Origin of the sequence: Pseudomonas sp. Mn2068, assembly GCF_049319725.1 — a bacterium.
GTDB classification, from domain to species: Bacteria; Pseudomonadota; Gammaproteobacteria; order Pseudomonadales; family Pseudomonadaceae; genus Aquipseudomonas; species Aquipseudomonas gingeri.
In genome coordinates this window covers 168,511-193,818 of the sequence record NZ_JBMOUG010000005.1, presented here as the reverse complement: position 1 = coordinate 193,818, position 25,308 = coordinate 168,511, and the positions used below count along the sequence as shown (strand labels likewise).

Here is a 25,308-nt window from a genome sequence, read left to right as displayed (position 1 = left end):
AAGTTTTCGGATGATTATTTGTGCGCATTGCGGTGTTGTGGGCGTTGTGCGAACATAAATGTAGCACCTTAATCCTGCAACGAGGAAACAAATCATGCTGAACTTGAAAGACCCTTCACTGCTCAAGCAAGCGATCTTCGTCAATGGCGCGTGGTCGGTTCCCGAGGGATGCGGCTGGATTGAGGTGACCAATCCGAGTACCGGTGAGCGGGTCGGGCGGGTGCCCAAGGCGGGGCGCGCCGAGACAGTCGAGGCCATCGAAGGGGCGGAACGGGCCTTCCGTCCCTGGGCGGCACGTCCGGCGGGCGAGCGGGCAAAGGTGGTCAAGCGCTGGTATGACCTGATTGTCGAGCATGTCGACGACCTGGCGTTGATCCTGACGGCCGAGCAGGGCAAGCCGCTGGCCGAGGCCCGGGGCGAGATCCTCTACGGCGCGGCCTTTTTCGAGTGGTTCGCCGAGGAGGCCAAGCGTGTCTACGGCGAAATCCTCCCCGCGCCGCAGCAGGGCCAGCGCATGCTGGTCCTGCGCCAGCCGATCGGTGTGTGCGCGGCGATCACGCCGTGGAACTTTCCCATGGCGATGATCCCGCGCAAGGCCGGACCGGCGATTGCCGCCGGCTGCAGCATGGTGCTCAAGCCGGCCAGCGCGACGCCATTTTCAGCCCTGGCGCTGGCCGAACTCGGCCGTCGTGCCGGGCTGCCAGAGGGCGTATTCAGCGTGGTGACCGGGGCTGCCGGTGAAGTGGGCGACGAGTTGTCGACACATCCCCTGGTGCGCAAAGTGACCTTCACCGGTTCGACCGAGGTCGGCCGTTCGCTGATGGCCAAGGCGGCCGGCACCATCAAGAAAGTCGCGCTGGAACTGGGCGGCAACGCACCGTTGATTATCTTTGACGACGCCGATATCGACGTGGCTGTCACGGGTGCCATCGCCTCGAAATTCCGCAACATGGGCCAGACCTGTGTCTGCGCCAACCGCATCTATGTACAGAGCGGTATCCATGATCGCTTCGTCGCGCGTTTCGCCGAGGCCGTGGCGGCGCTGCGGGTTGGCGATGGGCAGGCGGAAGGCGTGCAGCAGGGACCGTTGATCGACGAGGCAGCGGTCCGCAAGGTTCAGGAGCATATAGATGACGCCCTGGCGCAGGGCGCGCGGATTGTCACGGGCGGTCATCGGCATGCCCTGGGACAGACCTTCTTCGAGCCCACTGTGCTCGCCGATGTGACCGCCAGCATGCGCATTGCCGTGGAAGAGACCTTCGGCCCGGTGGCGCCGGTGTTCCGCTTCGAGACCGAAGCCGAGGTGATCGCGGCGGCTAACGACACCGAGTTCGGCCTGGCGGCGTACTTCTTCACGCGTGACAACGGACGGGTCTGGCGCGTCAGCGAAGCGCTCGAAGTCGGCATTGTCGGGGTCAATACCGGTGCGACTTCCTATGAAGGCGCCCCCTTTGGCGGGGTGAAGTCTTCAGGTATCGGTCGCGAAGGTTCGCACCACGCCATCGAGGAGTTCACCGAGCTCAAATATGTATGCGTTGCCCAGGTGAGCTGATATATTCCGGTCTAAACTTCTGTGCGCACGTCGCACAGGCTTTTAATAGGAAATGGTGTCAAAAATGCTCGAATCAGAATCATCGATCGACGACCTTGAGAACCGTGATCGCGATTATGTCGGTTCTTTCGCTCGTGGCCTCGAAGTCATCAAGACGTTCACCCGGCATACGCCGCGGCGGACCCTCAGCGAGGTCGCCGAGGCCAGCGGCATGAGCCGGGCCACCGCGCGCCGGTTCCTGCTGACCCTGGTGCGCGAAGGTTATGCCGACAGTGACGGCAAGTACTTCAGCCTCAAGCCGAAGATCCTCGAGATCGGCTTTTCGGCCTTGTCCTCGATGAATATCTGGGACGTGGCGCAGCCGATCATGAGTGCGTTGTCCGACCGTTTGCAGGAATCCTGTTTCGCCGCCGTGCTGGATGGCGATTCGGTGATCTACGTGGCACGGGCCAACTCGACGCGCGTGGTCAACATCAGCATATCGATCGGCAGTCGTTCACCGGCGCACAGCGTTTCGACCGGGCGGGTGCTGCTGGCGGCGTTGCCCGAGGCGGAGTTCCAGGAATACCTGGACAAGACCACGTTGACCAAATTCACCGAGCATACGGTGACCTCCAAGGTGAAGCTGCGTGAGCTGGTCAACGAAACCCGCTTGCGCGGTTGGTCGATTGTCGATCAGGAACTGGAAATCAGCCTGCGCTCGATATCGGTGCCGATTCGCGATCGTGATGGCAAGGTGGTCGCGGCGCTCAACGTGCCGTGTCCGACCGAACGCGTGACCTTGCAGGACATGAGCACGCGGATACTCACCGAACTGCTGGAAGCTTCGAAAAACATCACGCAGGCTCTCCAGGGATAAGCCCCTGGTCACTGCTCGATAACGCGCTCCGATCCTTGATCGAGCGCGTTTTTTTTGCCCGGGATTTGCCTGGCACGGCTGTTACAAATCCCTTTCAGAATTTTGCGAACACTAGTTTGCAATGCGCACAATTGTGCGATAAGTTAACACTCACATCGACAACAAAAACATTAAGCGATGGAGTGATTCTTATGCACCTGACACCCGCGCGAGGCTTTGTGCCCGCGCTTCCTCCAGCCCCCTGGGCCCTGTCTCGACGCCAGTCCGCCAACACCGGCTGCGCGTTATTTCACCTTTACATCGGCGGTCGGTAATCCGGCCAGACAACCTGTTTGCCCGTGCATAGGAACTGTCGATGCCCGGGCCATTGCATGGAGTCTCCAATGTTTGACCTGAAGGGCAAGACATTGCTTGTCACCGGCGCATCCAAAGGCATCGGCGCGGCTATCGCGACGGCGCTGGGCGAGGCCGGCGCACGGGTGATCGCGCATTACGGCGGTGATCGGGCGGGGGCGGAACAGGCGCTCGCCAATGTGCCGGCCGCGGACAAGCTGTTCCTGCAGGCCGACCTGCATGACCTGGCCTGCGTGGAAACCTTGTGGGACCAGGCGCAGGCCTGGCAGGGCCGTATCGATGGCTTCGTCAACAACGCGGCGATCATGCGCTGGCACGGCGGAATGGCCGCGGACGATGAAACCTGGGACAGCGTCTGGGCTGAAACCCTGGACGTGAATGTGCTGGCTCCGGCGCGCCTGATCCGCCGCGCGGTGAAGCATTTTCACGCCAATGGCGGCGGCATCCTGATCACCATTTCCAGTTGGGCGGCGCAGCGCGGGGTGACCAATCCGGACACCATCGCCTACGCCGCGTCGAAAGCCGCGGTACGGTCGATGACCCAGACCGTCGCCCGGGCTTATGCCAAGGACGGAATCCTCGCCTACATCGTTGCGCCGGGCGTGGTGCGCACGCAGATGTCCGAGTCGTTTGCCCGTACCCAGGGCGGCGAGGAGGGGGTCACCGCGCAACTGGCAATGGGTGAGTGGGTGCCGCCGAGCGACATCGCGGCGCTGGTGGCGTTTCTGGCCAGCGGGCGTTCGCGTCACCTCAGTGGTGCCACGCTCGATGTGAACGGTGCCAGCTACGTTCGTTGAGCCGATTGACTGCAATCAAAAGTGCGCATTGACATCTTTTGTTCGTATTGCGCATTAAATTATTGACATAGATGCGGCGAAGTCAGACATTGAGATTCCAGTCAGCGCTGGCGTCGCCTGTAACCCCAATCAGGAGTTTCACATGCTTAAATTCAAAGCTGTCATTCTCTCGCTGGCCGTTGTTGCCGCGGCCGTGTCTGGCGTCGTGCAAGCACGCAGCCTCGACTCGATCATCCAGAGCGGCACCCTGCGGGTCGGCGTCAACCCGAACTTTCCACCGATGAGTTCCTACAACGACAAGAACGAACTGGTGGGCTTCGACATCGACGCGGCCAACGAAATCGCCCGCAACCTCAACGTCAAGGCAGAGTTCGTGCCAACCGAGAGTGCCCAGCGTGTGCCGTTCCTGCAATCGGATCGGATCGACATCTCCCTCGGCGCCCTGACGCGCAACTCCGAACGCGCCAAGCTGATCGATTTCACCGTGCCGCTGCACACCGAGTCCATGGCGGTGCTGACCACCGACAAGCTCAAGGTCGATAACTGGAAGGATCTCAACAGTCCGGATATCAAGCTGGTCAACATGCGCGGCAACTGGTCGGTCGACTACCTGAAAAAAGAGCTGCCCAAGTCCAACGTCCTGCTGGTGGAAACCATCGCCGATACCGTGCGTGCCGTGGCCCAGGGGCGGGGCGACGCGATTGTCGAGAACATCGACTTCTTCATGAGCTTCACCAAGAACTATCCTGACGTGAAGTGGCGCGTGCTCAAGGACCCGATTTCCGTCGGATACGACTGCATCGGCGTGGCGAAGAACAGCACCGGCCTGCGCGACTACCTGAACGTCGTGCTGTTCGAGATGCACAGCAGCGGCTTCATCAATACCACCTGGCAGAAGGCATACGGCGCGCCGATGCTCAAGCCCGTGGATGCAAACCCGTACTTCTAACCCCCGCGCCGACCCGTACCCCGGTACGGGTCGGCGAAAAGGACGGATAGCCTCGTGGACTACACCTTTCAGTTCTCCAACGTCATCCAGAACCTCCCTTACCTGTTGAAAGGGGCAGGGCTGACACTGGAAATCGCGTTTGTTTCGTTCTGGCTCGGGTCCGCCATCGGTCTGGCGGGCGCCATGGCCAAGTTGCATGGCGGGCGCCTGTTGCGGGGTCTGGTCAGTGTCTACATCACGCTGTTCACCAACACCCCGGCGCTGGTGCAGATCTTCTTCCTGTTCTACGCCTTGCCGGATGTCGGCATCGTGCTGGAGCCGATGACCGCCGTGCTGATCGGCCTGACACTCAACTCCGGTGCCTACCTCACCGACATCCTGCGTTCGGGTGTCGAGTCGGTGCGCAAGGCCGAGATCGAAACCGCCGTGACCCTGGGCATGTCCGGGCTGCAGACCGTGCGCTACGTGATCTTGCCGCACATCGCCAAGACCATTTACGCGCCGCTGTGCAACTTCTTTGTCTGGCTGGTGCTGGGCAGCTCCATCGGGGCCATTTTCGGTGTCGAGGAACTGACCGGCCGGGCCATCAACATTTCGACCGCCAACCTGCGAACGATTGAAACCTTCTCGGTGGTGGCAGCGATATACGTGGCATTGACCTTTGTTGCGTCGATTGCCTTGGGGCTGGTAGGCCGTCACCTGTTCCGCGCAAAAATCAAGGTGTTCTGATGTTTGATCTGATCATTTCCCAGGCTCCGCGATTCTTCACCTGGTACACGCTGGTCTTCGTTCTCGAAGCCATGGGCCGCACGTTGATGATGACGGTGATCGGTTGTTCGGTCGGGGCCGTGGCCGGCTTCGCCATTACCGTCATCCGCAGTACCACCAGCAACTGGATGATGTTGTTCCGGCTGGCGGTGACGGTCTATGTCGAGGTGTTCCGGCGTATCCCGTTCCTGGTGATCCTGTTCATCGTGATGTACGCCTCGCAGGGGCTTGGCTCGAACATTTCGCTGTCGGCGATTGCGACGGTCTCGATCTGCCTGGTTGCCACCGCGTTTCTGTCGGAGATCATCCGCGCCGGGCTCGAGTCGGTGCCGCGGCAGCAGCTTGAAGCGGCCCAGGTGATGAACTTCGGCTTCAGCCGCACGCTGTTCATGGTGCTCCTGCCGCAGTCATGGAAAGTCATCCTGCCGCCGGCCTTCGCCTTCATGGTGATGTTCATCAAGGACACCTCGCTGGCGTCGCAGATGGGCGTCGTCGAGCTGACGTTCACCGGCAAGGTGCTGATGAACCGAGGTTATTCGCCGTTCCTGGTGTACGGCGTCGTACTTGCTGCTTATTTCGTCCTGTCTTACCCACTCAGCCGATTGGGCGCTTACCTGGAGAATCGTCTTGCCTCACCTCAACGTCGTAAATCTGTCCAGCGCGTACGCGCAAATTCCGGTCCTGCAAAACGTGAGTTTGTCGGTCGATCGCGGTGAAGTGATCAGCCTGATCGGGCCGTCCGGGTCGGGCAAAAGCACCTTGTTGCGTGTGCTGATGGGGTTGTTGCCGCCAACGGCCGGACGGGTGCTGATCGATGACGAGCCGCTCGACTACGTGTCGAAAAGCAGCCTGCGTGCCGCGCGGGACAAGATGGCCATCGTCTTTCAGCAGTACAACCTGTTCCAGAACATGGATGTGCTGCGCAACGTCACGATCGCGCCGACCAAGATCAAGAAACGCCCGCGTGCCGAAGTCGAACTCGAGGCCAAGGCGTTGCTGAAGAAGGTCGGGCTTGGGGAGAAATATCACGCCTATCCGGACGAGTTGTCCGGTGGTCAGCAACAGCGCGTGGCGATTGCCCGGGCGCTGGCGTTGCGTCCGCAGATCCTGCTGCTCGACGAAGTCACGGCCGCGCTCGACCCGGAGCTGGTCAACGAGGTGCTCGACACGGTCCGCGCCCTGGCGAAGGAAGGGATCACCATGTTGCTGGTCTCCCACGAGATGTCCTTCGTGCGTGAGGTCTCGACGCGCATCGTGATGATGGACAAGGGCCAGGTCGTCGAGATCGGCACGCCGCAGCAGATTTTCGAGGCGCCTGTCGAGGCGCGCACTCGCGAATTCGTCGGCAAGATCCTGCGTCACTGAGGCTCGAATCGACTCATCCCGTGTTGCTCGCCCTGCCGGTTGCGGGGCGTGCGGACCGACAGCTGTTGGAGACGCTTGATGAAAGGCATTGCTATCACTTTCGAAGGCACCGTGTACACGGCTCGTCCCGGCGAGTCGTTGGCGGCGACCCTGATCGCTGGCGGTGTGCGGCATTTCCGGGAAACCCGCAGCGGTGCCTGTCGCGGTCTTTTCTGCGGGATGGGCGTGTGCCAGGAGTGTCTGGTCGACATCGACGGTCGGCCGAATCAGCGCGCGTGCATGACCAAGGTCGTGGCGCCGATCAACGTCAGGCGCAGCATCGCCAATATGCCGTTGCCGCTGGATGTGGCGCAAAACGTGGTGATCGAGCCGATCCCGGTGCGCACGCCGGATGTCCTGGTGATCGGTGCCGGGCCAGGCGGCCTGTCGGCGGCGTTGGCGGCACGGCAGGCGGGGGCCAGCGTGGTCGTGGTGGACGAGCGGAGCATTGCCGGGGGGCAGTATTACAAGCAGGTCAGCGTAGAGGGGCCAGACATCGCGCCGCCCGACCGCCAGCATCGACAAGGCGCCCGGTTGATCGCCGAGGTACGGGCAGCGGGTGTCGAATTGATCGGCGACGCGCTGGTCTGGGGGGCATTCGAACCCGGCGAATATGGTGTCGTGATCAACGGTCATACCCAGCGCTGGAAACCGCGCAGCACGGTGGTCGCCACCGGTGCCTATGAGCGTGGCTGGCAAGTGCCGGGCTGGACCTTGCCGGGCGTGATGACCACCGGCGCGGCGCAGACGTTATGGCGCACCGCCCGACGTTTGCCGGGGCGGCGGGTATTGATCGCCGGCAATGGTCCGTTGAACCTGCAACTGGCGGCCGAGCTGCGGGCGGGCGGGGCGACGGTGGTGGCGGTGGTCGAGGCGGCCGCCGCACCGGGTCTGGCGACATTGGCCAGCCTGGCGCGCATGGCCATCGCCGCGCCGGGATTGATGCTGGAGGGCCTGGCGTATCGCCTGGCATTGCTGCGGGGTAAAGGCCGGATGATTCACCAGGCACTGGTCTCCGGGATCCAGGCGCAGGGTGAGCAACTGGTGACCCGCCGCGATGCCCGCGGCCAGACCGACATCGACGGTGTGTTTGCCCTGGGCGACTGCACGGGGCTGGGCGGTGCCCGGGCCGCATTGGCCGAAGGACGCATGGTCGGCCTGGAAGCCGCCGTCTCCAGTGGTTTCAAACTGTCCGGCGAACTGCACGAAAGCAGCCGCGAAGCCGAAGCCGAACTCAATCGGCAGCGTGCATTCCAGAAGGCGTTGTGGACGTTGTACAAGGCCGAGGCAAAACCGCCGGCGGTGACTGCGACGGCGCAGGGCGGATGCCTGGTTTGTCGCTGCGAGGAAGTCAGTTTTGCCACGCTGCAACAGGCGCTGGACGATGGCATCAGTACGACCGGCGCCATCAAGCGGCATACACGGATTGGCATGGGCCGCTGCCAGGGTCGTTACTGCGCGGCCACTCTCGACGAGAAAGTCTGTGAACTCAATGGATCGCAACGCTCGGAGCTGTCCGGCTTCGCTCCACGCCTGCCGGTCAAACCGGTGACCATTGCCGAATTGGCCGGTTCGCTGGAAAAAAATTAAACCACATAACGCGAACTAATGTTCGCCATGGTAACATTCGTTTCAGGATGTACAGGATTCTGTCGCTTCGAATAAGGCTTTTCGAGTGAGTTTTGCAGTAAGAACGTCATTAACTGACATAAATGCGCGAACGTTGATCTTTTCCGCGCACAAACGTACGAAAATCGGAGTCAAGCATGAGCAAAGAATTTCGCGGCAGCTATGGCGTGACAGTGACGCCTTTTACCGCCGATGGCAGCCAGATCGATTACAAGGCCCTGGCCGCGTTTATCGAATGGCAAATCGCCTCGGGTTCGCCGGGCATCATCATTCTCGGTACCACCGGCGAGTTCCTGACCATCTCGGACGATGAGCGCACCCAGTACATCGAAACCACGGTGAAACTGGTCAACGGCCGTATCGACGTGCTGGTGGGCACCATGGACGCCTACACCCCCAACGCCGTGCGTTACACCCGTGAAGCCGAAGCGCTGGGCGCCGACGGTTTCATGATCGCGCCGCCGTACTACTACACCCCGACCGAAGACGAAATCTTCAAGTACTACCGGGCGATTTCCGAGTCGACCTCGCTGCCGATCATGCTCTACAACAACCCGGTGACCACCAACGTCGACATGTCCGCCGCGCTCGTCGCGCGCATGACCAAGGCCTTCGACAACGTGCGCTACATCAAGGAGGCGAGCATGGATGTCGGGCGTATCTACGACATCGTCGAAGGCACCGAGGGGGTGATGAACGTGTTTGCCGGCGAGCGTCCGGTCGAAAGCTTTCTGCTCGGTGCGGTGGGGTACGTGAATCCGTATGCCAACTACATTCCGCGGGCGTCGACCCGGCTCTGGGAAGCGCTGGTCGAAGGCAAGCTGCAAGAGGCGGGCAAGATCCAGGCGATGATCAGCAGCTTCGATCACATCATTGCCGAAGGTCACCCCACCTACGGCCATCAGTGCTATTCGAAAGCCCTGGCGGCGTCGCAGGGGTATCCGGTCGGTGATGTCCGCGCACCGTTGACGCAGTTCGCCGAGCTTGGACAGGAAGGCCTGGATCGCCGCGCGCGGATCGTCAGCATCATCGACGACATCAATAGCTACGTTGCCGCCCAAGCGGCGAAGTGATCAGGGAGCAGGGATGAGCCGTCCGCCATTGTTCACGCCTTTCGACTCCCGCGGCGTACGTTTTCGCAATCGCCTGGTGGTGTCGCCGATGTGTCAGTACCAGGCTGTCGAAGGCCTGGTCAACGATTGGCATTACGCCCATCACGCCCGGTTCGCCCTGGGCGGGATCGGCGGTGCGTTGCTCGAAGCCACCGCGGTGACGCGCGACGGTCGCATCAGCCCCGGTTGCCTGGGGATCTGGAGCGACCAGCAGATCCCTGGCCTGCGGCGCCTCGCCGAACTCTATCATCAGCATGACGTGCCGCTGGGCGTGCAACTGGCCCATGCCGGACGCAAGGCCAGTTCGGCGGTGCCGTGGCTCGGCAGTGGTCCGCTGACGGCAGGCTCGGCAACCCCGGCCTGGCCGACGCTGGCGCCTTCGACGCTGGCCCATGCCGCTGATTGGCCGACGCCGCAGGCGGCCAGTCTCGAAGATATCCGGCAGGTCGTCCAGGCATTCGCCGACGGGGCCCGCCGGGCGGTTGAAGCGGGGCTGGATTTTGTCGAGATCCACGGAGCGCACGGCTATCTGATCCATGAGTTCTTTTCGCCGTTGGCCAACCGTCGCGATGATGCCTACGGCGGCGACTTTTCCAACCGTGCACGGCTTGCGCTGGAGGTCGTGCGAGCCGTGCGCGCAGTGGTGCCGGCGAGCATGCCGGTGTGGTACCGGGCGTCTTGCGTGGACGACGGTGAAGGCGGGATCAGCCTGGATGACAGCGTGCGCCTGGCCGCGTTGCTGGCGGCCGAAGGCGTTGACCTGGTGGATTGTTCGGCGGGCGGGATCCTTGGCCCGGTAGCACGTTCCGCCACGGTGGCCTTGCCGGGGCACCAGGTGCCGTACGCCGCGCGCATCCGTGCCGAAGCCGGGGTGGCGACCATGGCGGTGGGGCTGATCACCGGGGCGCGACAGGCCAATCAGGTGATCGTCGATGGTGCCGCCGACCTGGTGGCATTGGGTCGGGCATTGCTCGATGATCCGAGCTTCGCCTATCACGCGGCGCTGGAACTGCAGGTCCCCGACGCCCATGATCTGTTGCCGAGATCCCACGGTTTTTTTCTCGCCCGCCGTCAGGTACACACGCAGGTGAAAGCCACATGAGTGATGAAGCGGAGTTGTTTCCATGGCCGATGTGATTGTCATCGGCGGCGGCCTGGTCGGCTGCGCCACGGCCTATTACCTGGCCAGGGACGGCGTCGATGTGTTGCTGCTGGAGCGTACCGAACTCAATACCCAGGCATCGGGTTCGAATGCCGGCAGCCTGCATGCGCAGATTCCCCACGACCCTTTCGTCAACAAGGGCCCGGAGTGGGCGCGGCGGTTTGCCCCGAGCATCGCGTTGATGGCGCGCTCTATCGCCATGTGGCACGAATTGCCCAAGGAGCTTGGTGTCGATCTCGAAGTCTCGACCAAGGGCGGTCTGCTGGTGGCCACCAGCGAGCAACAATTGCGTGAGATCGAGGCCAAGGCGACGCTCGAACGCGAGCATGGGCTGGAGATCGACCTGCTCGACCAGAGTGCGGTGCGCGAACTGGCGCCGTATCTCTCGGATCGGGTCCTCGGCGGTGCATTCTGTCCGATCGAGGGCAAGGCCAGTCCGTTGATTGCAACGTTGGCGTATGCCGATGCGGCGAAGCGCCTGGGGGTGAAGTTCCGTCGTCACAGCGAAGTCATCGGCATCGAGCAGGGCCAGCAGAACTTCCGGGTGCGGCTGGCCGGCGAGGACCTGGTGGCCCGGCGCGTGGTCAACGCGGCGGGCGCCGATGCCGGACGAATCGCCGCGATGCTGGGCATCCATACGGACGTGCAGGGCTTTGCGATTCAGGTCGCGGTGACCGAGCAGACCGGACCGTTGATTCCGCATCTGGTGTACTCGGCGGGGGAAAAGCTCACGCTGAAACAGAACGCCATCGGTTCGGTGCTGATCGGTGGTGGCTGGCCGGCGCGCTGGCACGGTCGCGGGCATCCGGTGACCGATCCCGACTCGCTGGCGCAGAACATGGCCCTGGCCCTGCAGACCGTTCCGGCGCTGGGGCCGTTGCGGGTCATCCGCACATGGGCCGCCGTGGTCAACGGTACCGACGACTGGCGCCCGATTCTCGGTGAAGCCCCCGGCGTCCCGGGGTTCTTCATGGGCTTCTTTCCCTGGATGGGCTTCACCGCCGGGCCCATCGTCGCCCGTATCATCGCCAGCCTGGTACAGGACAAGCCCGTGCCACTGGACATCGACTATCGACCGTTCCTGTGTCAGTGAAGGGTGAACTGTGGCGTGCCAGTTGATGTCCTTCGATCGTCATTTTTCAAAAAAGTGGCCAACCGTTTACACCGGGAAGTTCGATCATACGACTAGATTCAGCTCACCCCCTCTGACAAAGGGCTCCAGTTTTGGGGTTAGACTCGTCCAGCATCTCCTGAACTCATCCAGCCGTACGTTAAAACTTTCCTGGTGCTCTATCATGGAGGTCAGTTGCTTGAAATCCGGAGCTTGGTTGAGCATGTCCGAGAATATGCTCTCCATCTCTAGCGCCAGTGTCACGAACTGATCAACGAAGGCCTGTGTATCGTGCTTGACGTGCTGTATGTTTCTGCCTAAGAACTGGTTGAATGTGTGATATGTCATCCATCGTCTGAAAGCAGCACCTGGATGTGTCTTGTCTTTGTCTTTCTCGGGGTTCCAGCCTTCCTGATGGGACAGCTTGAAGTACACATCGATAATTTGGAGGCAGGTTTGGCGAAGCCTCTTTTCGTCGCCGTAGAAGCTGGCGATGATCTGCGGGTTGAAGTCCTTATCTGTCGGGGGGGATGACGAAAGGTGTTTGAGGTAGGTGTACAGATGGATGATCGCTCCTGTATCGGCATCGATCTCAAGCGTTCTTTTGATCTCCATTGGCAGGGAGACTGATTCCTCGCGATGATCCTCTGCAATGGCCGGCAGGTTGTACTGACATCTACCAAGTTCGGTATGCCCGTTTCTCAGGTGGGTCAGTTCATGAAAAAACACAAAGCTGGCCACTGCTGCGGAAAACACCTGTGCGGCCTGCTGCCTGACAGAATTTAAAGGTATTACCTGTTGGGCGAACCTTACTTCGGTGTCCGCGTACCACTGAGCGATGTGGGTCCGATTGTTGTTTTCTACTAATACGTTGCCCAGATCAGGCATGAAGTCTGAGCGGCTGAATAGCCGATTGCTGATTTCCACGATTGCCAGCAATGTACCTCTGAAAATCATAATGAAGTCGCTTAGGTCCTCTCCCTTGTTCGCGGTCTGGGCAATGGCATTGATCAATTTGTTGTCGAGAAACAGCAACTCGAGGGTGACGTCTGATCGCTTGTCGTAGAGATTTTCGCGCGCATACATCCAGGTGTGTTCAAGCTGCTTGGCCAGTATCGAAAATCTTGAATCTGGCGCTTCCTTTGGTTGAAACGGCTGTCCATGAAGGGCGATTGTTTCAGATATCTTTGCAGGCCAGCTCAGGTTATCGAATTCCATTTCTATCAAGCTCCGTTGAGTATCTTCACGGTCCGGTGAGAACCAAGATGACCATTGTGACGACGTCGTGTCTGTCAAGCCAGTGTTCTGCTGTTATCACCGATTCCTTCAGCATTGACGCCGAGGGATGGCTTCCATTGGGTTCAAGGACATCCGGCAAGATTACGGATATTGCCGAAAGCAGGTGTCAATCGACGACATTGGTTTGCCTCTGCCCCGGGGCTTTGGCACTGAGGTGTGAGCTGTCTCTGAAGGCTCAGTCGATCAACCCATTGCCATCGTAAAACGGATACGGCCCCAGATATTCTCCGAACACGCCGTTATGGGTCACCAGCCCGTGCTGCGGGTGCCAGGCATGCAGCAGGTACCCCGCCGGTTCCAGATTGAAATGCGCCGGCGCGGTGTCTTGCAGGTCCAGCACGATCTGATGGGATGTGCCCGGGCAGACACAACTGATGCTTCCCCCGAACCGCCGCTGCATGGGCCGATGCATATGCCCGCACAGCAGTCGTTCGACCTGGGGATGCCGGGCGATCACGGCCTCCAGCGCCGGGGCGTTTTGAAATGACTCGCGGTCCATATGGCCGATGCCGGTGACAAACGGCGGGTGATGGAGGATCACCAGCGTCGGCACGTCGGGACGGCGCATCAACTGCTGATCGAGCCACTCGAGCTGGCTGTCGCGCACACACCCGCCATGGGCGCCTGGCGTAGTCGAGTCGAGGCCGATCAACCTGACCGGATGCTGGTCCACCACCCAGTCCAACGGGCCCTGCGCCGAGCGGGGCAGGTAGGTGTGCTCCGGCAGGCCCGCCAGCAGGTGTTCACGCTCGTCGTGGTTGCCGGGCACCACGTAGCAGGGCATCTGCAAGCGGGCGAGTTCGGGGCGCAGCACGGCGTATTCATCCGGTCGCCCGAAGTCCACCAGGTCGCCGCTGATCACCACGATGTCCGCCCGCGGGATGCTGGCGTTCAACTGGTCGACGGCGCGGCGCAGGGCGCCGAGGGTGTCGACCACGCCGTAGGTCAGGCGCTGGCCGGCCTTGAGGTGCAGGTCGCTGATGTGGGCAATAAGAAACGAAGAATTCACAAAAGCCTCTGGTACGGAGAAATCATCACGAGTGCAGGGTGAACAGCGCCTGCGGTTCGATGGCCAGGGCGATGGCTGCCCCGGTGGCGTGGACCTGCGGGTCGGCGCTGTCCACCAGCAAGGGTTGCGCGCCGCCGATGTCCACCAGCAGGCGGCTCTGGGCACCCTGGAAAAACTGCCCCAGCAAGCGGCCGCGCAAATGACCGTCGCCTTCCATCACCCGCAGGTGTTCCGGGCGGCAATAGACCGTGGCGGGCAGGTGCGAGCCGCTCCAGGGCAATTCGCCGCCGCTGACTTTCAGGCCATCGCGGGTACGTTCGAGCACTGCGAAGGCATTGAGATTGCCGACGAAGCCGGCGACAAACGGATTGGCCGGTTTCTGGTAGATCTCCCGTGGACTGCCCAGTTGCGCGATGCGGCCCTGTTCCATGACCAGGATGCGGTCGCCCAGGGCCATGGCTTCGCCCTGGTCGTGGGTGACAAACACCGAGGTGATGCCGAGGCTGCGCAGCAACTGGTCCAGTTCGCTGCGCAAGCGTTCGCGCAGTTGTGCGTCCAGGGCCGCCAGCGGTTCGTCCAGCAGCAGGACCCTGGGACGTGGCGCCAGGGCGCGGGCGAGGGCGACCCGCTGGCGCTGGCCGCCGGACAGTTCGTGAATGCCCCGCCGGCCGTGATCGCCCAGGCCGACCAGTTCCAGCAGCTCGGCGCAGCGCTTGTGGCGCTCGGCCGCGGGCATGCCACGGACCTTGAGCCCATAGGCCACGTTCTCGGCGACGTTGAGATTGGGAAACAGCGCATAGTTCTGGAACACCATGCCGACGTCACGCCGCTCGATGGGGACACGGGTGACGTCCTCGTCGCCGAACCAGATCTGCCCGCTGTCGGGGCGCTCCAGTCCGGCGATCAGGCGCAGGGTGGTGGTCTTGCCGCAGCCGGACGGACCGAGGATCGCCAGGGTTTCCCCCGGTTCGATGGTCAGGTTCAGGTCATGCACGGCGACGGTGCCGTCGGAAAAGGCCTTGCGGCAGCCTTGCAGGCGAATGGTGGTGCCGGTCATCGACGTTCTCCACGGGACAGACGGGCGCTGATGGCCTGCAGTGCAATCAGCAATGGCACGATCAGCAGAAGGAAAATCAGGGTGTAGGCACTGGCGACTTCCAGCCGCGCCGAGGCGTAGCTGTCCGCCAGGCCCACCGGCAGGGTCTTGGTCATCGGGGTGTGCAGCATCCAGGTCAGGTTGAATTCACCCAGGGACAGGGTGACCACCATCAACACCCCGGCGAGAATGCCGGCGCGGCTGTTGGGCACCACCACGGTAAAGAAGCGTCGCAACGGACCGGCGCCCAGGCTGGCCGCCGCTTCTTCGAGTACCGGCAGATGCTGGCGCTGCATCACCGCCATCACCGGCCGCACCAGGAAGGGCAGGGTGAACAGCACGTGGCCCACCAGGATAAACAGCCAGCTGCCACGAAAGGTCCCGAACTGGCCGTAGGTCAGCAGCAGCGCCAGGGCACTGGCCAGGCCCGGCATGGCCACCGGCAGCACCATCAACTCCTCGAAGGCACGACTGAAGCGGTTGTTCATCCGCACCAGGGCATAGGCCGCCGGTACGCCGATGATGCACACGCAGAGGGCACAGGCCAGGGCCAGTTGCAGGGACAGCCAGACGGTGCCGGAATAGGCCTGCCAGACCTGCAGCAGCCAGTCGAGGGTCAGGCCGCTGGAAGGTCCCTGGAAGTAGTTGCGGGTCACTCCGGCGAGCAGGGACAGCAGCACCGGCACCAGCATGAAGGCGCAGACCAGCAGGGTGAACAACAGTTGCCCGAAAAACAGGCCTGAGCGTTTCAAAGGACGGTCCTCGACTGTTTGACCAGGCGCCGCGCCAGCAGCAACACCGCCCAGGTCACGCCACCCAGTACCACGGACAGCGCCGCGGCGACGGCGAAGTTGGCGTAGTTGGTGAATACGTTGTAGATCGCTACCGGAGTGACATTGAGGCGGGTACCGAGGGTGAAGGCGGTGCCGAACGCGCCCATCGAGGTGGCGAAGCAGATCGCCCCGCAGGACACCAGTGCCGGGGCCAGGCCCGGTACGATCACGTCGCAGACCACCCGCCAGTGCCCGGCGCCGAGGGAGTGCGCGGCTTCTTCCAGGCTGCGGTCGAGGCTCTCGCAGGCCGCCATCACCGTCAGGATCACCCGGGGAATGGAGAAATACAGGTAGCCGATGAACAATCCGGTCAACGAGTAGGCGAAGATCCAGCGCTCGCCGGCCAGTTGCAGGCCGAGCTGGGCGAACAGGCCCTGGCGTCCGGCCAGGAGGATCACCAGGAAACCCACCACCACGCCGGGAAAGGCCAGGGGAAAGGTCAGCAGCGCCACCAGCGTCGAGCGGCCGAAGAACTGCTGGCGGGCCAGGAACACGCCGCTGATACCGCCGATCAGCAGCGCCACCAGGGTGGTCAGCGCCGCCAGCAGGCCGGTCTGCACCAGGCTGCCCAGGTACTGCGCACTGCCCAGCACCTGCCAGTAGCCGCTGCCGGCGGTGTCACGGCTTTCTGCGCCGAGCAGGATCAGATGGGCCAGCGGCAGCAGCCAGAACGCCAGCAGCATCGCCATGGCCGGGGCCAGTGCCCAGGTCACCGCCGGCGGCAGGCGCAGCCGCGGCCAACTGCCGGCGGGCACGGCCAGGGCCTTGTCGACCGATGTCGCCACTTACTTCACCTCGTTCAGGTAGCGAGCGGCAAAGGCTTCCTGGACGGCGGCCATGTGCTCGTAGTCGACCACGCCGGCACGGGCGTAATCGCTGTCCGGCAGGAAGCGGGCGGCGACCTCGGCGGGCATTTTCATCTGTCGCACCGGACGCAGATAGGCGTTGGCCCACAAGGCCTGACCCTGGTCGGAAAGGACGAAGTCGAGGACCTTCTCGGCATTGGCCCGATGCGGGGCATTGCCGACCGGGCTCATCACGTACGGCACGCTGAGGCTGCCCTCCCTGGGAATCACGAAGGCCACGTTGGCCTGGTCCTTGTAGCGGGCGCGGTAGGCGTTGAAGTCGTAGTCCACCAGGATCGGCAGCTCACCGGAGAGCACCCGCGCATAGGCGGTCTGCTTGGGCACGATGGGGGCGTTTTTTGCCAGCTTGCGGAAGTAGTCGATGGCCGGGGCGAAGTTGTCCAGGGTGCCGCCCATGGCCTGGTTGATCGCCACCGCCGAGACATAGCCGACAAAGGCGCTGGACGGGTCGAGGTAGCCGACCATGCCCTTGTATTCGGGTTTCAGCAGGTCGGCCCAGCTTTGCGGTACGGGCAGGCCGCCGAGGGCATCGACATTGACCATCAGGCCGAGGGTGCCGGAGTGGATCGCGAACCAGTGGCCCGCCGGGTCTTTCAGGCCGGCCGGGATCTCGTCCCAGTGCTTGGGCTTGTAGTCGCCCAGGACCCCGGCTTTCTGCGCCTGCAGGCCGAAGGTCACGCCGTAGTAGACGACGTCGGCAACCGGTGCGGCCCGCTCGGCCACCAGCTGGGCCAGGGCCTGGCCGGAGTTCTTGTTGTCCAGTGGCACCTGGACGCCGGTGCTGTCGGCAATCGCCTTGAGCTGCGTACCCCAGTCCGCCCATTCCGGCGGACAGTTGTAGCAGATGGCGGTTTCGGCGGCGTGGGCCAGGCTGGCGATGCCGCCGAGCAACAGGGCCGCCAGGGTCTTACTGAGCTGGGTCATGACGCATTTCCTCGTAGGGCCGGGTGCTTTCGCCCGGCCGGATATGGCAGGGCAGGCATTGGGAAGTGGGATTGGCGCCGTTGATGCGCGCCAGCAGGTGTTCGATGGCGGTGTTCGCCAGGGCGGTGATCGGCTGGACCACGCTGCACAGCGTCGGATGCATCTGGGTGCCGATGGCGATGCCGTCGAAACCGATGACCGACAGGCGTTCTGGCACGCCCCAGCCGTTGCGGCGCAGTTCGGCGATCAGGCTGATGGCCAGCAAGTCGTTGGAACAGACCAGCGCGCTCGGCGGTTGCGGGCCGCGCAGCAGCGGGGAGAGTGCGGCGAAGTCGGCGCTGGTATGGGCAGGCATTTCAATCACCGGCAGGGGTGTCAGGCCACGTTCCAGCAGGGCATCGCAGTAGCCGGCGTAACGCAGGCGCGCGCGGTCGGACTGCAGGGCCGGGCCGGCGACCATGCCGATCCGCGTGTGCCCGGCATCCAGCAGGTAGCGGGTGGCCAGGGCCATGCCGGCGCGGTTGTCGACCGATACCGCGCAGTAGTCGGTGTTGTCCGGCTGGTGGTAGGCCAGCACAAAGGGCGTTTCCTCCTGGGCCAGGCTTTCCAGCAGCGGATTGTGCTCGGCATCGGTCACGGTCAGGATCAGGCCGTCGACCCGCTGGCGCAGCAACTCTTCGACCACCGCGCTTTCGCGGTCGGCGGCGTAGTCGGTGGTCGCCAGCAGCAGGTTGTAGCCCCAGGCGCGGGCCGCGCGCTCCATGGCCTGGAACTGCTCGGCGAACACCGGGTTGAGCAGGTTGGGGACCATCACGCCGATCAGGTTGGTCTGCTGCAGGCGTAGTTGGCGGCCCAGGTGGTTGGGACGGAAACCCAGTTCGCGGGCGGCGGCGAAGACCTGCTCGCGGGTGGTCGGACGCACCACTTCGGGGCTGGCGAAGGTGCGGGCGGCGGTCGCCCGGGAGACGCCGGCCAGGCGCGCCACATCTTTCAAATCGGTCATTGTCGCTTCCTTGAGATCGATCTCATTGGCCAGCGACAGTACGGATCGAAGATGGCGATCAGGTAAAGGAGCGATGACAGTTTGATGTCAGGTGTCGGCTGCATGTGCTGATCGTTCCCACGCTAGAGCGTCTGATCGTTCCCACGCTCTGCGTGGGAATGCAGCCCGTGACGCTCCGCGTCACCTGCAGGGCGGACGCGGAGCGTCCAGTGAGGCATTCCCACGCTGGAGCGTGGGAACGATCGATATGAGCAGGCTCAGCTACCATGATTTGAAAGAAAACGATGTCAGGCTTTAGTCAAAATAAGGTAGGAGTGAGACGCTTTTTTTGACGGATTTGCGCGTCCCGTGGACAATGGCATTTCCGCCACCATTGATGCTGGCCAGTCTCTTCGCTTTTCCCGCGCGAGATTGCAGCCAAGGCCGGGCATTTCGCGACCCCGCGGTCGCCAAGTGGCCTGTTCGTCCCATGGTGTCGGAGTCTGATGGCAGCGATGCCGACAATGTGTGCGACCACGCACCAACAGAATTCATGTCACTCAAGTCAGCTGAAGCCAACAACGATAAGAAGTCAGCGCAGGAGCGACATAAAAAGTGAGGCCTATGCCAGTGATGGCGGCCTTGTGTGCCCATTCTCCAGTTCTTTCGAGTGCGGGAATCCACGGCGTTGTATCAGCCCGGAATCCTGTGTGAGCAAGGGTGGAGGAGCGGATGGCGATCTATCGTAGGTATGACTATATGTTGAAAAAAGTGAACAAGGCGCTGTTGGGCCTGGCCTTGTCGATAGGGGTCACGTCCTCGTTCGCGGCCGAGGCCAAGAAGGTCGATGTGCTGCTGATCGGCGGCGGGATCATGAGTTCGACCCTGGGCATCTGGCTCAACGAGCTGCAGCCTGACTGGTCGATGGAAATGGTCGAGCGCCTCGATGGCGTTGCCGAAGAAAGCTCCAATGGCTGGAACAACGCCGGTACCGGTCACTCGGCCCTGGCCGAGTCGAACTACACGCCGTACGGCAAAGACGGCAAGATCGACATCTCCAAGGCGATCGAGATCAACGAGTCGTTCCAGATCACCCGTCAGTTCCTGTCCTGGCAGGTTCGCCAGGGCGTGCTGAAGAACCCGCACTCGTTCATCAACTCGACACCGCACATGAGCTTCATGTGGGGCGATGACAACGTCAAGTTCCTCAAGGATCGCTACGCGGCCCTGCAGACCAGCCCGCTGTTCAGCGGCATGCAGTACACCGAAGATCAGGAGCAGATCAAGAAGTGGGTCCCGCTGATGATGGAAGGGCGTGATCCGAAGCAGAAGATCGCCGCCACCTGGACTCCGATCGGCACCGACGTGAATTTCGGCGAGATCACCCGCCAGTACGTCGCGCACCTGCAACAGCAGCCTAACTTCAAGCTCAAGCTGTCCAGCGAAGTGCAGGACATCAAGCGCAATGAAGACGGCAGCTGGCGCGTGGTCTACAAGAACCTGAAAGACGGTACTGAAACCCAGACCGACGCCAAGTTCGTGTTCATCGGTGCCGGTGGCGGTGCGCTGCACCTGCTGCAGAAGTCCGGTATCCCCGAGGCCAACGACTACGCGGCCTTCCCGGTCGGCGGTTCGTTCCTGGTCACCGATAACCAGGATATCGCCCTCAAGCACATGGCCAAGGCCTACGGTATCGCTTCGACCGGAGCGCCACCCATGTCGGTTCCGCACCTGGACACCCGCGTGCTGGATGGCAAGCGCGTGATCCTGTTCGGGCCATTCGCGACCTTCTCCACCAAGTTCCTGAAGAACGGTTCGTACTTTGACCTGCTGACCAGCACCACCACCCACAACGTCTGGCCGATGACCCGCGTGGGTATCGATCAGTTCGACCTGGTCCAGTACCTGGGCGGTCAGCTGATGATGTCCGATGACGATCGCTTCAACGCCCTGAAGGAGTACTTCCCGCAGGCGAAGAAAGAAGACTGGCGCCTGTGGCAGGCCGGTCAGCGCGTGCAGATCATCAAGCGTGACGAAGAGAAGGGCGGCGTCCTGAAGCTCGGTACCGAAGTGGTCAGTGCCAAGGACAACAGCATCGCCGGCCTGCTGGGTGCATCGCCAGGTGCTTCCACCGCCGCGCCGATCATGCTGACCATCCTGGAGAAGGTCTTCAAGGACAAGGTGGCAACCCCTGCCTGGCAGGAAAAGCTGCACCAGATCGTGCCTAGCTACGGTACCAAGCTGAACAACAGCCCCGAGGCTGTGCAGAAAGAGTGGAACTACACGGCTGAAGTCCTGCAACTGACCACCCCTCCGGTGATCGGCCAGACCGCAGCGGCACCGGCCGCTCCTGCCGCTGCCGACAAGCCGAAGGCCGAGGACAATCCGAAGGCTGACATGGCGCTGTAAGCAATACCCGCGTCAACGCCACAGGCTGCACAAAAACGCCACTCGCCCGAGTGGCGTTTTTGCATCCGCATCCCCGGTCGCGATGCTGTGCCGAATTCGTCATGCCGGGCAGTCAAACTGATCAAGCCTCGGGCTCGCCCATGGGCAACTCTGGAACCCTTCTTCCTGGAGTGACCTATGACTCGACTGACGCTGGACCAGGCCCATGCCCTGGCCAAACTGATCCTGCTGCACAATGGTTTCAGCCTTGCCCATGCCGATGCCGTGGCCGATACGGTGGCGGCCGGCGAGCGCGATGGTTGTGCCTCCCACGGCCTGTACCGGGTGCTCGGTTGCGTCGCTTCGCTGAAGGCCGGCAAGGTCGAGGCCGATGCCCGGCCCGAGGTGGTCGACCAGGCACCGTCCATCGTGCGGGTCGATGCGGCCGGCGGGTTTTCCCAACTGGCCTTCCAGGCCGGCTTGCCCTTGCTCAAGGACAAGGCCCGGGCCAATGGCATTGCCGCCATGGCCATCAACCGTTGTGTGCATTTCTCCGCGCTCTGGGTCGAGATCGAGCAACTGACCGAGGCCGGCCTGGTGGCGCTGGCCTGCACGCCGAGCCATGCCTGGGTCGCACCGGCCGGTGGTAACCAGCCGGTGTTCGGCACCAACCCCATTGCCTTTGGCTGGCCGCGCGCGGGTCATGATCCGTTTGTCTTCGACTTCGCCACCAGCGCCATTGCCCGGGGCGAGATCGAACTGCACCGGCGTGCCGGCAAGGCCATTCCCGAGGGATGGGGCGTGGATGCCCAGGGGCAGCCCAGCACCGATCCGAACGTGGTGCTCGACCTGGGGGCGATGCTGACCTTTGGCGGGCACAAGGGCTCGGCGCTGGCGGCGATGGTGGAATTGATCGCCGGACCGCTGATCGGCGACCTGACCAGCGCCGAATCCCTGGCCCACGACGGCGGCAGCAAGTCGTCGCCGTACCATGGCGAACTGATCATTGCCCTTGACCCGCGGCGCTTTCTCGGCGACGCCACGGAACAGCACCTGGCCCGTGCCGAAAGCCTGTTCGAGAGTATCCAGGGGCAGGGCGCCCGGTTGCCGTCGCAGCGGCGTTACGAGGCTCGGGCGCGTAGCCGGGTGGACGGCGTGGAGATTCCCACGGCCTTGTACAACGACCTCAAGGCGCTGTTGGCCTGACAGGGCTCGGCGCCCTGGGGCTGGGTTTGAAGGGTTGTACCTGTGGGAATGGGCCGGCGTGGCAGGCGACTATGTGGGAGGGGGCTTGCCCCCGAAGCTTCTGGCGGCTTCACGGGCCTCATCGCTGGCAAGCCAGGCGCTCCTACAGGGAGCGTGCCGGCCTTGACTGAAGGGCATCAAGGCAAGCCCGCTCCCACAGCTCTCGCGTCCGGAAACTACCAGCTTTCGCGGCTGCTCCGACCGTCCACCAGCCGGGAAATCCCCAGCGGGTTGGCGTTCTTCAGCACATCGGGCAGCAACGCATCCGGGCAGTTCTGGTAGCACACCGGCCGCAGGAAACGGTCGATGGCCAGGGTGCCGACCGAGGTGCCACGGGCATCGGATGTCGCCGGATAGGGCCCACCGTGAACCATCGCCTCGCACACCTCGACCCCGGTCGGATAACCGTTGAACAACACCCGGCCAACCTTCTGTTCCAGTAGCGGCAGTACCTCGGCGTGCGCCTGCAGATCGCCGGGCTCGGCAATCAACGTCGCGGTCAACTGACCGTGCAGTCCTTGCAGGGCGCGTTGCAACTCGGCCCGGTCGGATACCTCGACCAGCACGGTCGTCGGGCCGAACACTTCTTCCTGCAACAGCGGATCGCCGTCCAGCAACAGGCTGACATCGGCCTTGAACAGCTGCGGCAAGGCCTGCCTGCCCTGTTGCGGCAGACCGGCCAGATGGGTGATCCGCGGATGCGCCTGCAGCGCCTGGAGGCCCTTTTCATAGCTGCCGAGGGTGCTGCTGTTGAGCATGCTCTGCGCCGGTTGCTGGCCCATCAAGGCCGCCAGGCTTTCGGTAAAGGCGCTGAACGCCGGCGAGCGCAAGCCGATAACCAGTCCGGGATTGGTGCAGAACTGCCCGCAACCGAGCACCACCGAAGCGGCCAGTTCCCGGGCGATGGTCTCGCCGCGCATGGCCAGCGCCTCGGGCAGGACCAGTACCGGGTTGATGCTGCTCATCTCGGCAAACACCGGGATCGGTTGCGGGCGCGCCGCGGCCATGTCGCACAAGGCCCGGCCGCCCTTGAGCGAGCCGGTGAAACCGACGGCCTGGATCGCCGGGTGCTTGACCAGCGCTTCGCCGACCCCGCCGCCGTAGATCATGTTGAACACGCCCGGGGGCATGCCGGTCTGTTCGGCGGCGCGGATGATCGCATCGGCGACCCGTTCGGCCGTCGCCATATGGCCGCTGTGGGCCTTGAACACCACCGGGCAACCGGCGGCGAGGGCGGCAGCGGTGTCGCCCCCGGCGGTGGAGAAGGCCAGCGGGAAGTTGCTGGCGCCGAACACCGCCACCGGGCCGAGGCCGATACGATATTGACGCAGGTCGGCGCGCGGCAGCGGCTGGCGCTGGGGTTGCGCGCGGTCGATGCGTGCACCATGGAAGTCACCGCGACGCAGGACATCGGCGAACAGGCGCATCTGTCCGCTGGTACGGCCGCGCTCGCCGAGGATGCGCGCGTTGGGCAGGGCGGTTTCACGGGTGACCAGATGGATGAAGTCGTCGCCCAGGGCATCCAGTTGGCTGGCGATGGCTTCGAGGAACTCGGCGCGGCGACTGGCCGGCAGGGCGCGATAAGTCGGATAGGCGCTGGCGGCGGCCCGGGCGGCGGCGTCCACTTCTTGCGGGGTGGCCTGGATAAAGCGATAGGGCAGGGCTTCGTCGCTGCTGGCGTCGTGGCTGTGCAGGACGACACTGCCGGCAGCGCTGCGAGTGCCACCGATGTAGTTATGACCGAGGATCTCGGGCATGGGGAACTCCGATTGACAGGGGCTCGTGTCGAGCTCTTTGGGTTTCCTGTGGGGGCAGGGCCTATTCGCGGACAAGCCCGGCTCCTACAGTTTTGTGTCGTCGACAAGATCCGGATTCGACTCAAGCTCTGTAGGAGCCGGGCTTGCCCGCGAAGGCGTCGGGACAGTCACCGCCACTCTGGCGGGCTGCTCCCAACCTTTTATTCAGAGACCCACATCCGGCAACGCCGGACGATTGGCCATGGCCTTGGCCATGATCTGCTCGACAAATACCCGGTCCGCTTCCGGCAAGGCCAGGCGCGGTGGACGGGTCAGCGCGCTGCCGCGACCGGCAATGGCCTCGCACAGCTTGATGCACTGCACCAGGTCGGCGCGGGCATCGAGGTGCAGGATCGGCATCAGCCATTCGTAGATCGGCATGGCTTCGGCGAAACGGCCGGCCTTGGCCAGGCGGAAGATGGTTTCGCCTTCCTTGGGGAACACGTTGGACATGCCCGAGACCCAGCCCTCGGCACCGACGGCGATGCTTTCCAGGACCACGTCGTCGAGACCGGCGAAGAGCACGAAACGGTCGCCGACTTCATTGCGCACGTCGATAAAGCGCCGGGTATCGCCGGACGAATCCTTGAAGCACACCACGTTGTCGCAGTCGGCCAGGGAAATCAGGATGTCCGGGGTCACGTCGTTTTTGTAGATCGGCGGGTTGTTGTAGACCATCAGCGGCACGTCGGCGTGCCTGGCCACATAGCGGTAGTGCTCGGCGGTCTCGAACGGCTTGGAGCCGTAGACCAGCGCCGGCATCAGCATCACACCATCGACACCGACCTTGCGCACCGCATTGGCAACCTTGGCCGCCTGCACGCTGGTGAACTCGGCAACGCCGCAGATCACCGGCACGCGGCCCCTGGAGGCGTCCACCGCGACTTCGGTCACGGCGATCTTTTCCTCGGCGGTCAGCGAGGTGTTTTCCCCCACCGAACCACACACCACCAGACCCGAGACGCCGTCACGGATCACGTTGGAGATCACTTGATGGGTCTTTTCCAGGTTGATGGAGAAGTCGTCGTTGAATTGAGTGGTGACCGCCGGGAAGACGCCGCTCCAGTTGATGCGCTTGCTCATGATTAACTCCAGTGGTTAAAAGTATTTCGTATACGATATTTTAAGTGAAAAAATTCAGCCAGTGTTTTTTCGCCGGGCGCCGTGCTGGCG

General features: G+C 62.9%; 22 protein-coding genes. 13 read left to right on the top strand and 9 right to left on the bottom strand.

The window, feature by feature from the left end; genetic code table 11:
- Positions 1–97: 97 nt before the first annotated feature.
- The 11 genes from ACL9RJ_RS14010 (at position 98) to ACL9RJ_RS13960 (ending at position 11,679) form a co-directional block, all read left to right on the top strand.
- On the top strand, positions 98–1,552 hold the full coding sequence (locus ACL9RJ_RS14010) for an NAD-dependent succinate-semialdehyde dehydrogenase (RefSeq protein ID WP_275936907.1): 1,455 nt from the start codon (positions 98–100) through the stop codon (positions 1,550–1,552).
- A gap of 64 nt (positions 1,553–1,616) precedes the next feature.
- A complete protein-coding gene (locus ACL9RJ_RS14005) occupies positions 1,617–2,411 on the top strand; it encodes an IclR family transcriptional regulator domain-containing protein (RefSeq protein WP_017129037.1) in 795 nt (264 codons plus the stop codon).
- Positions 2,412–2,794: 383 nt separating this feature from the next.
- Positions 2,795–3,562 (top strand): SDR family NAD(P)-dependent oxidoreductase, encoded by a 768-nt coding sequence (locus ACL9RJ_RS14000; protein ID WP_017129038.1) that lies wholly within the window; start codon positions 2,795–2,797, stop codon positions 3,560–3,562.
- A 142-nt stretch (positions 3,563–3,704) separates the two neighbouring features.
- Positions 3,705–4,511: a transporter substrate-binding domain-containing protein gene (locus tag ACL9RJ_RS13995; protein WP_017129039.1), complete on the top strand. Its 807-nt coding sequence runs from the start codon at positions 3,705–3,707 to the stop codon at positions 4,509–4,511.
- Between the two features lie 54 nt (positions 4,512–4,565).
- Positions 4,566–5,240 (top strand): amino acid ABC transporter permease, encoded by a 675-nt coding sequence (locus tag ACL9RJ_RS13990; RefSeq protein ID WP_103032806.1) that lies wholly within the window; start codon positions 4,566–4,568, stop codon positions 5,238–5,240.
- The gene (locus tag ACL9RJ_RS13985) at positions 5,240–5,995 is read left to right on the top strand and encodes an amino acid ABC transporter permease (protein ID WP_017129041.1); all 756 of its coding nucleotides are present in this window, start codon (positions 5,240–5,242) and stop codon (positions 5,993–5,995) included. The genes ACL9RJ_RS13990 and ACL9RJ_RS13985 overlap by 1 nt, the downstream gene beginning before the upstream one ends.
- Positions 5,970–6,644, top strand: coding sequence for an amino acid ABC transporter ATP-binding protein (locus ACL9RJ_RS13980; protein WP_244861850.1), 675 nt, complete (start codon positions 5,970–5,972; stop codon positions 6,642–6,644). The genes ACL9RJ_RS13985 and ACL9RJ_RS13980 overlap by 26 nt, the downstream gene beginning before the upstream one ends.
- A 78-nt stretch (positions 6,645–6,722) precedes the next feature.
- The gene (locus ACL9RJ_RS13975) at positions 6,723–8,273 is read left to right on the top strand and encodes a 2Fe-2S iron-sulfur cluster-binding protein (RefSeq protein ID WP_422765356.1); all 1,551 of its coding nucleotides are present in this window, start codon (positions 6,723–6,725) and stop codon (positions 8,271–8,273) included.
- A gap of 176 nt (positions 8,274–8,449) precedes the next feature.
- Positions 8,450–9,385, top strand: a complete 936-nt coding sequence (locus ACL9RJ_RS13970) for a dihydrodipicolinate synthase family protein (protein ID WP_017129043.1) — start codon at positions 8,450–8,452, stop codon at positions 9,383–9,385.
- A gap of 13 nt (positions 9,386–9,398) precedes the next feature.
- Positions 9,399–10,526, top strand: a complete 1,128-nt coding sequence (locus tag ACL9RJ_RS13965) for an NADH:flavin oxidoreductase/NADH oxidase (RefSeq protein WP_422765355.1) — start codon at positions 9,399–9,401, stop codon at positions 10,524–10,526.
- A 22-nt stretch (positions 10,527–10,548) separates the two neighbouring features.
- Positions 10,549–11,679 carry an NAD(P)/FAD-dependent oxidoreductase gene (locus tag ACL9RJ_RS13960; RefSeq protein ID WP_422765354.1) on the top strand — a complete coding sequence of 377 codons (1,131 nt, stop codon included), beginning with the start codon at positions 10,549–10,551 and terminating at the stop codon, positions 11,677–11,679.
- An 84-nt stretch (positions 11,680–11,763) separates the two neighbouring features.
- Here ACL9RJ_RS13960 and ACL9RJ_RS13955 read toward each other — a convergent pair whose 3' ends face one another.
- From ACL9RJ_RS13955 to ACL9RJ_RS13925, 7 genes are all read right to left on the bottom strand, one after another.
- On the bottom strand, positions 11,764–12,915 hold the full coding sequence (locus ACL9RJ_RS13955) for a hypothetical protein (RefSeq protein WP_422765353.1): 1,152 nt from the start codon (positions 12,913–12,915) through the stop codon (positions 11,764–11,766).
- A 256-nt stretch (positions 12,916–13,171) separates the two neighbouring features.
- A complete protein-coding gene (locus ACL9RJ_RS13950) occupies positions 13,172–14,005 on the bottom strand; it encodes a phosphodiesterase (RefSeq protein WP_422765352.1) in 834 nt (277 codons plus the stop codon).
- A gap of 25 nt (positions 14,006–14,030) precedes the next feature.
- Positions 14,031–15,062: an ABC transporter ATP-binding protein gene (locus tag ACL9RJ_RS13945; RefSeq protein WP_103033118.1), complete on the bottom strand. Its 1,032-nt coding sequence runs from the start codon at positions 15,060–15,062 to the stop codon at positions 14,031–14,033.
- Positions 15,059–15,853, bottom strand: a complete 795-nt coding sequence (locus ACL9RJ_RS13940) for an ABC transporter permease (RefSeq protein ID WP_177119458.1) — start codon at positions 15,851–15,853, stop codon at positions 15,059–15,061. The genes ACL9RJ_RS13945 and ACL9RJ_RS13940 overlap by 4 nt, the downstream gene beginning before the upstream one ends.
- Positions 15,850–16,623, bottom strand: a complete 774-nt coding sequence (locus ACL9RJ_RS13935; protein WP_042936921.1) for an ABC transporter permease — start codon at positions 16,621–16,623, stop codon at positions 15,850–15,852. Before ACL9RJ_RS13935 ends, ACL9RJ_RS13940 begins: the two co-directional genes overlap by 4 nt.
- Positions 16,624–16,719: 96 nt before the next feature.
- Positions 16,720–17,724, bottom strand: a complete 1,005-nt coding sequence (locus tag ACL9RJ_RS13930) for an ABC transporter substrate-binding protein (protein WP_017129050.1) — start codon at positions 17,722–17,724, stop codon at positions 16,720–16,722.
- Entirely contained in the window at positions 17,708–18,727 is a 1,020-nt protein-coding gene (locus tag ACL9RJ_RS13925) for a substrate-binding domain-containing protein (RefSeq protein WP_177108564.1), read from the bottom strand. Before ACL9RJ_RS13925 ends, ACL9RJ_RS13930 begins: the two co-directional genes overlap by 17 nt.
- A 738-nt stretch (positions 18,728–19,465) precedes the next feature.
- Between ACL9RJ_RS13925 and mqo the strand changes: the two genes are divergently transcribed.
- The gene (gene mqo, locus ACL9RJ_RS13920; protein ID WP_042936924.1) at positions 19,466–21,115 is read left to right on the top strand and encodes a malate dehydrogenase (quinone); all 1,650 of its coding nucleotides are present in this window, start codon (positions 19,466–19,468) and stop codon (positions 21,113–21,115) included.
- A gap of 177 nt (positions 21,116–21,292) precedes the next feature.
- Entirely contained in the window at positions 21,293–22,300 is a 1,008-nt protein-coding gene (locus tag ACL9RJ_RS13915; RefSeq protein ID WP_103033120.1) for an Ldh family oxidoreductase, read from the top strand.
- Positions 22,301–22,515: 215 nt separating this feature from the next.
- Here the strand turns inward: ACL9RJ_RS13915 and ACL9RJ_RS13910 are convergent, their stop codons facing one another.
- Positions 22,516–24,096 (bottom strand): aldehyde dehydrogenase (NADP(+)), encoded by a 1,581-nt coding sequence (locus tag ACL9RJ_RS13910; protein ID WP_017129055.1) that lies wholly within the window; start codon positions 24,094–24,096, stop codon positions 22,516–22,518.
- 204 nt (positions 24,097–24,300) lie between these two features.
- Positions 24,301–25,218 carry a dihydrodipicolinate synthase family protein gene (locus tag ACL9RJ_RS13905; RefSeq protein ID WP_017129056.1) on the bottom strand — a complete coding sequence of 306 codons (918 nt, stop codon included), beginning with the start codon at positions 25,216–25,218 and terminating at the stop codon, positions 24,301–24,303.
- Positions 25,219–25,308 lie beyond the last annotated feature (90 nt).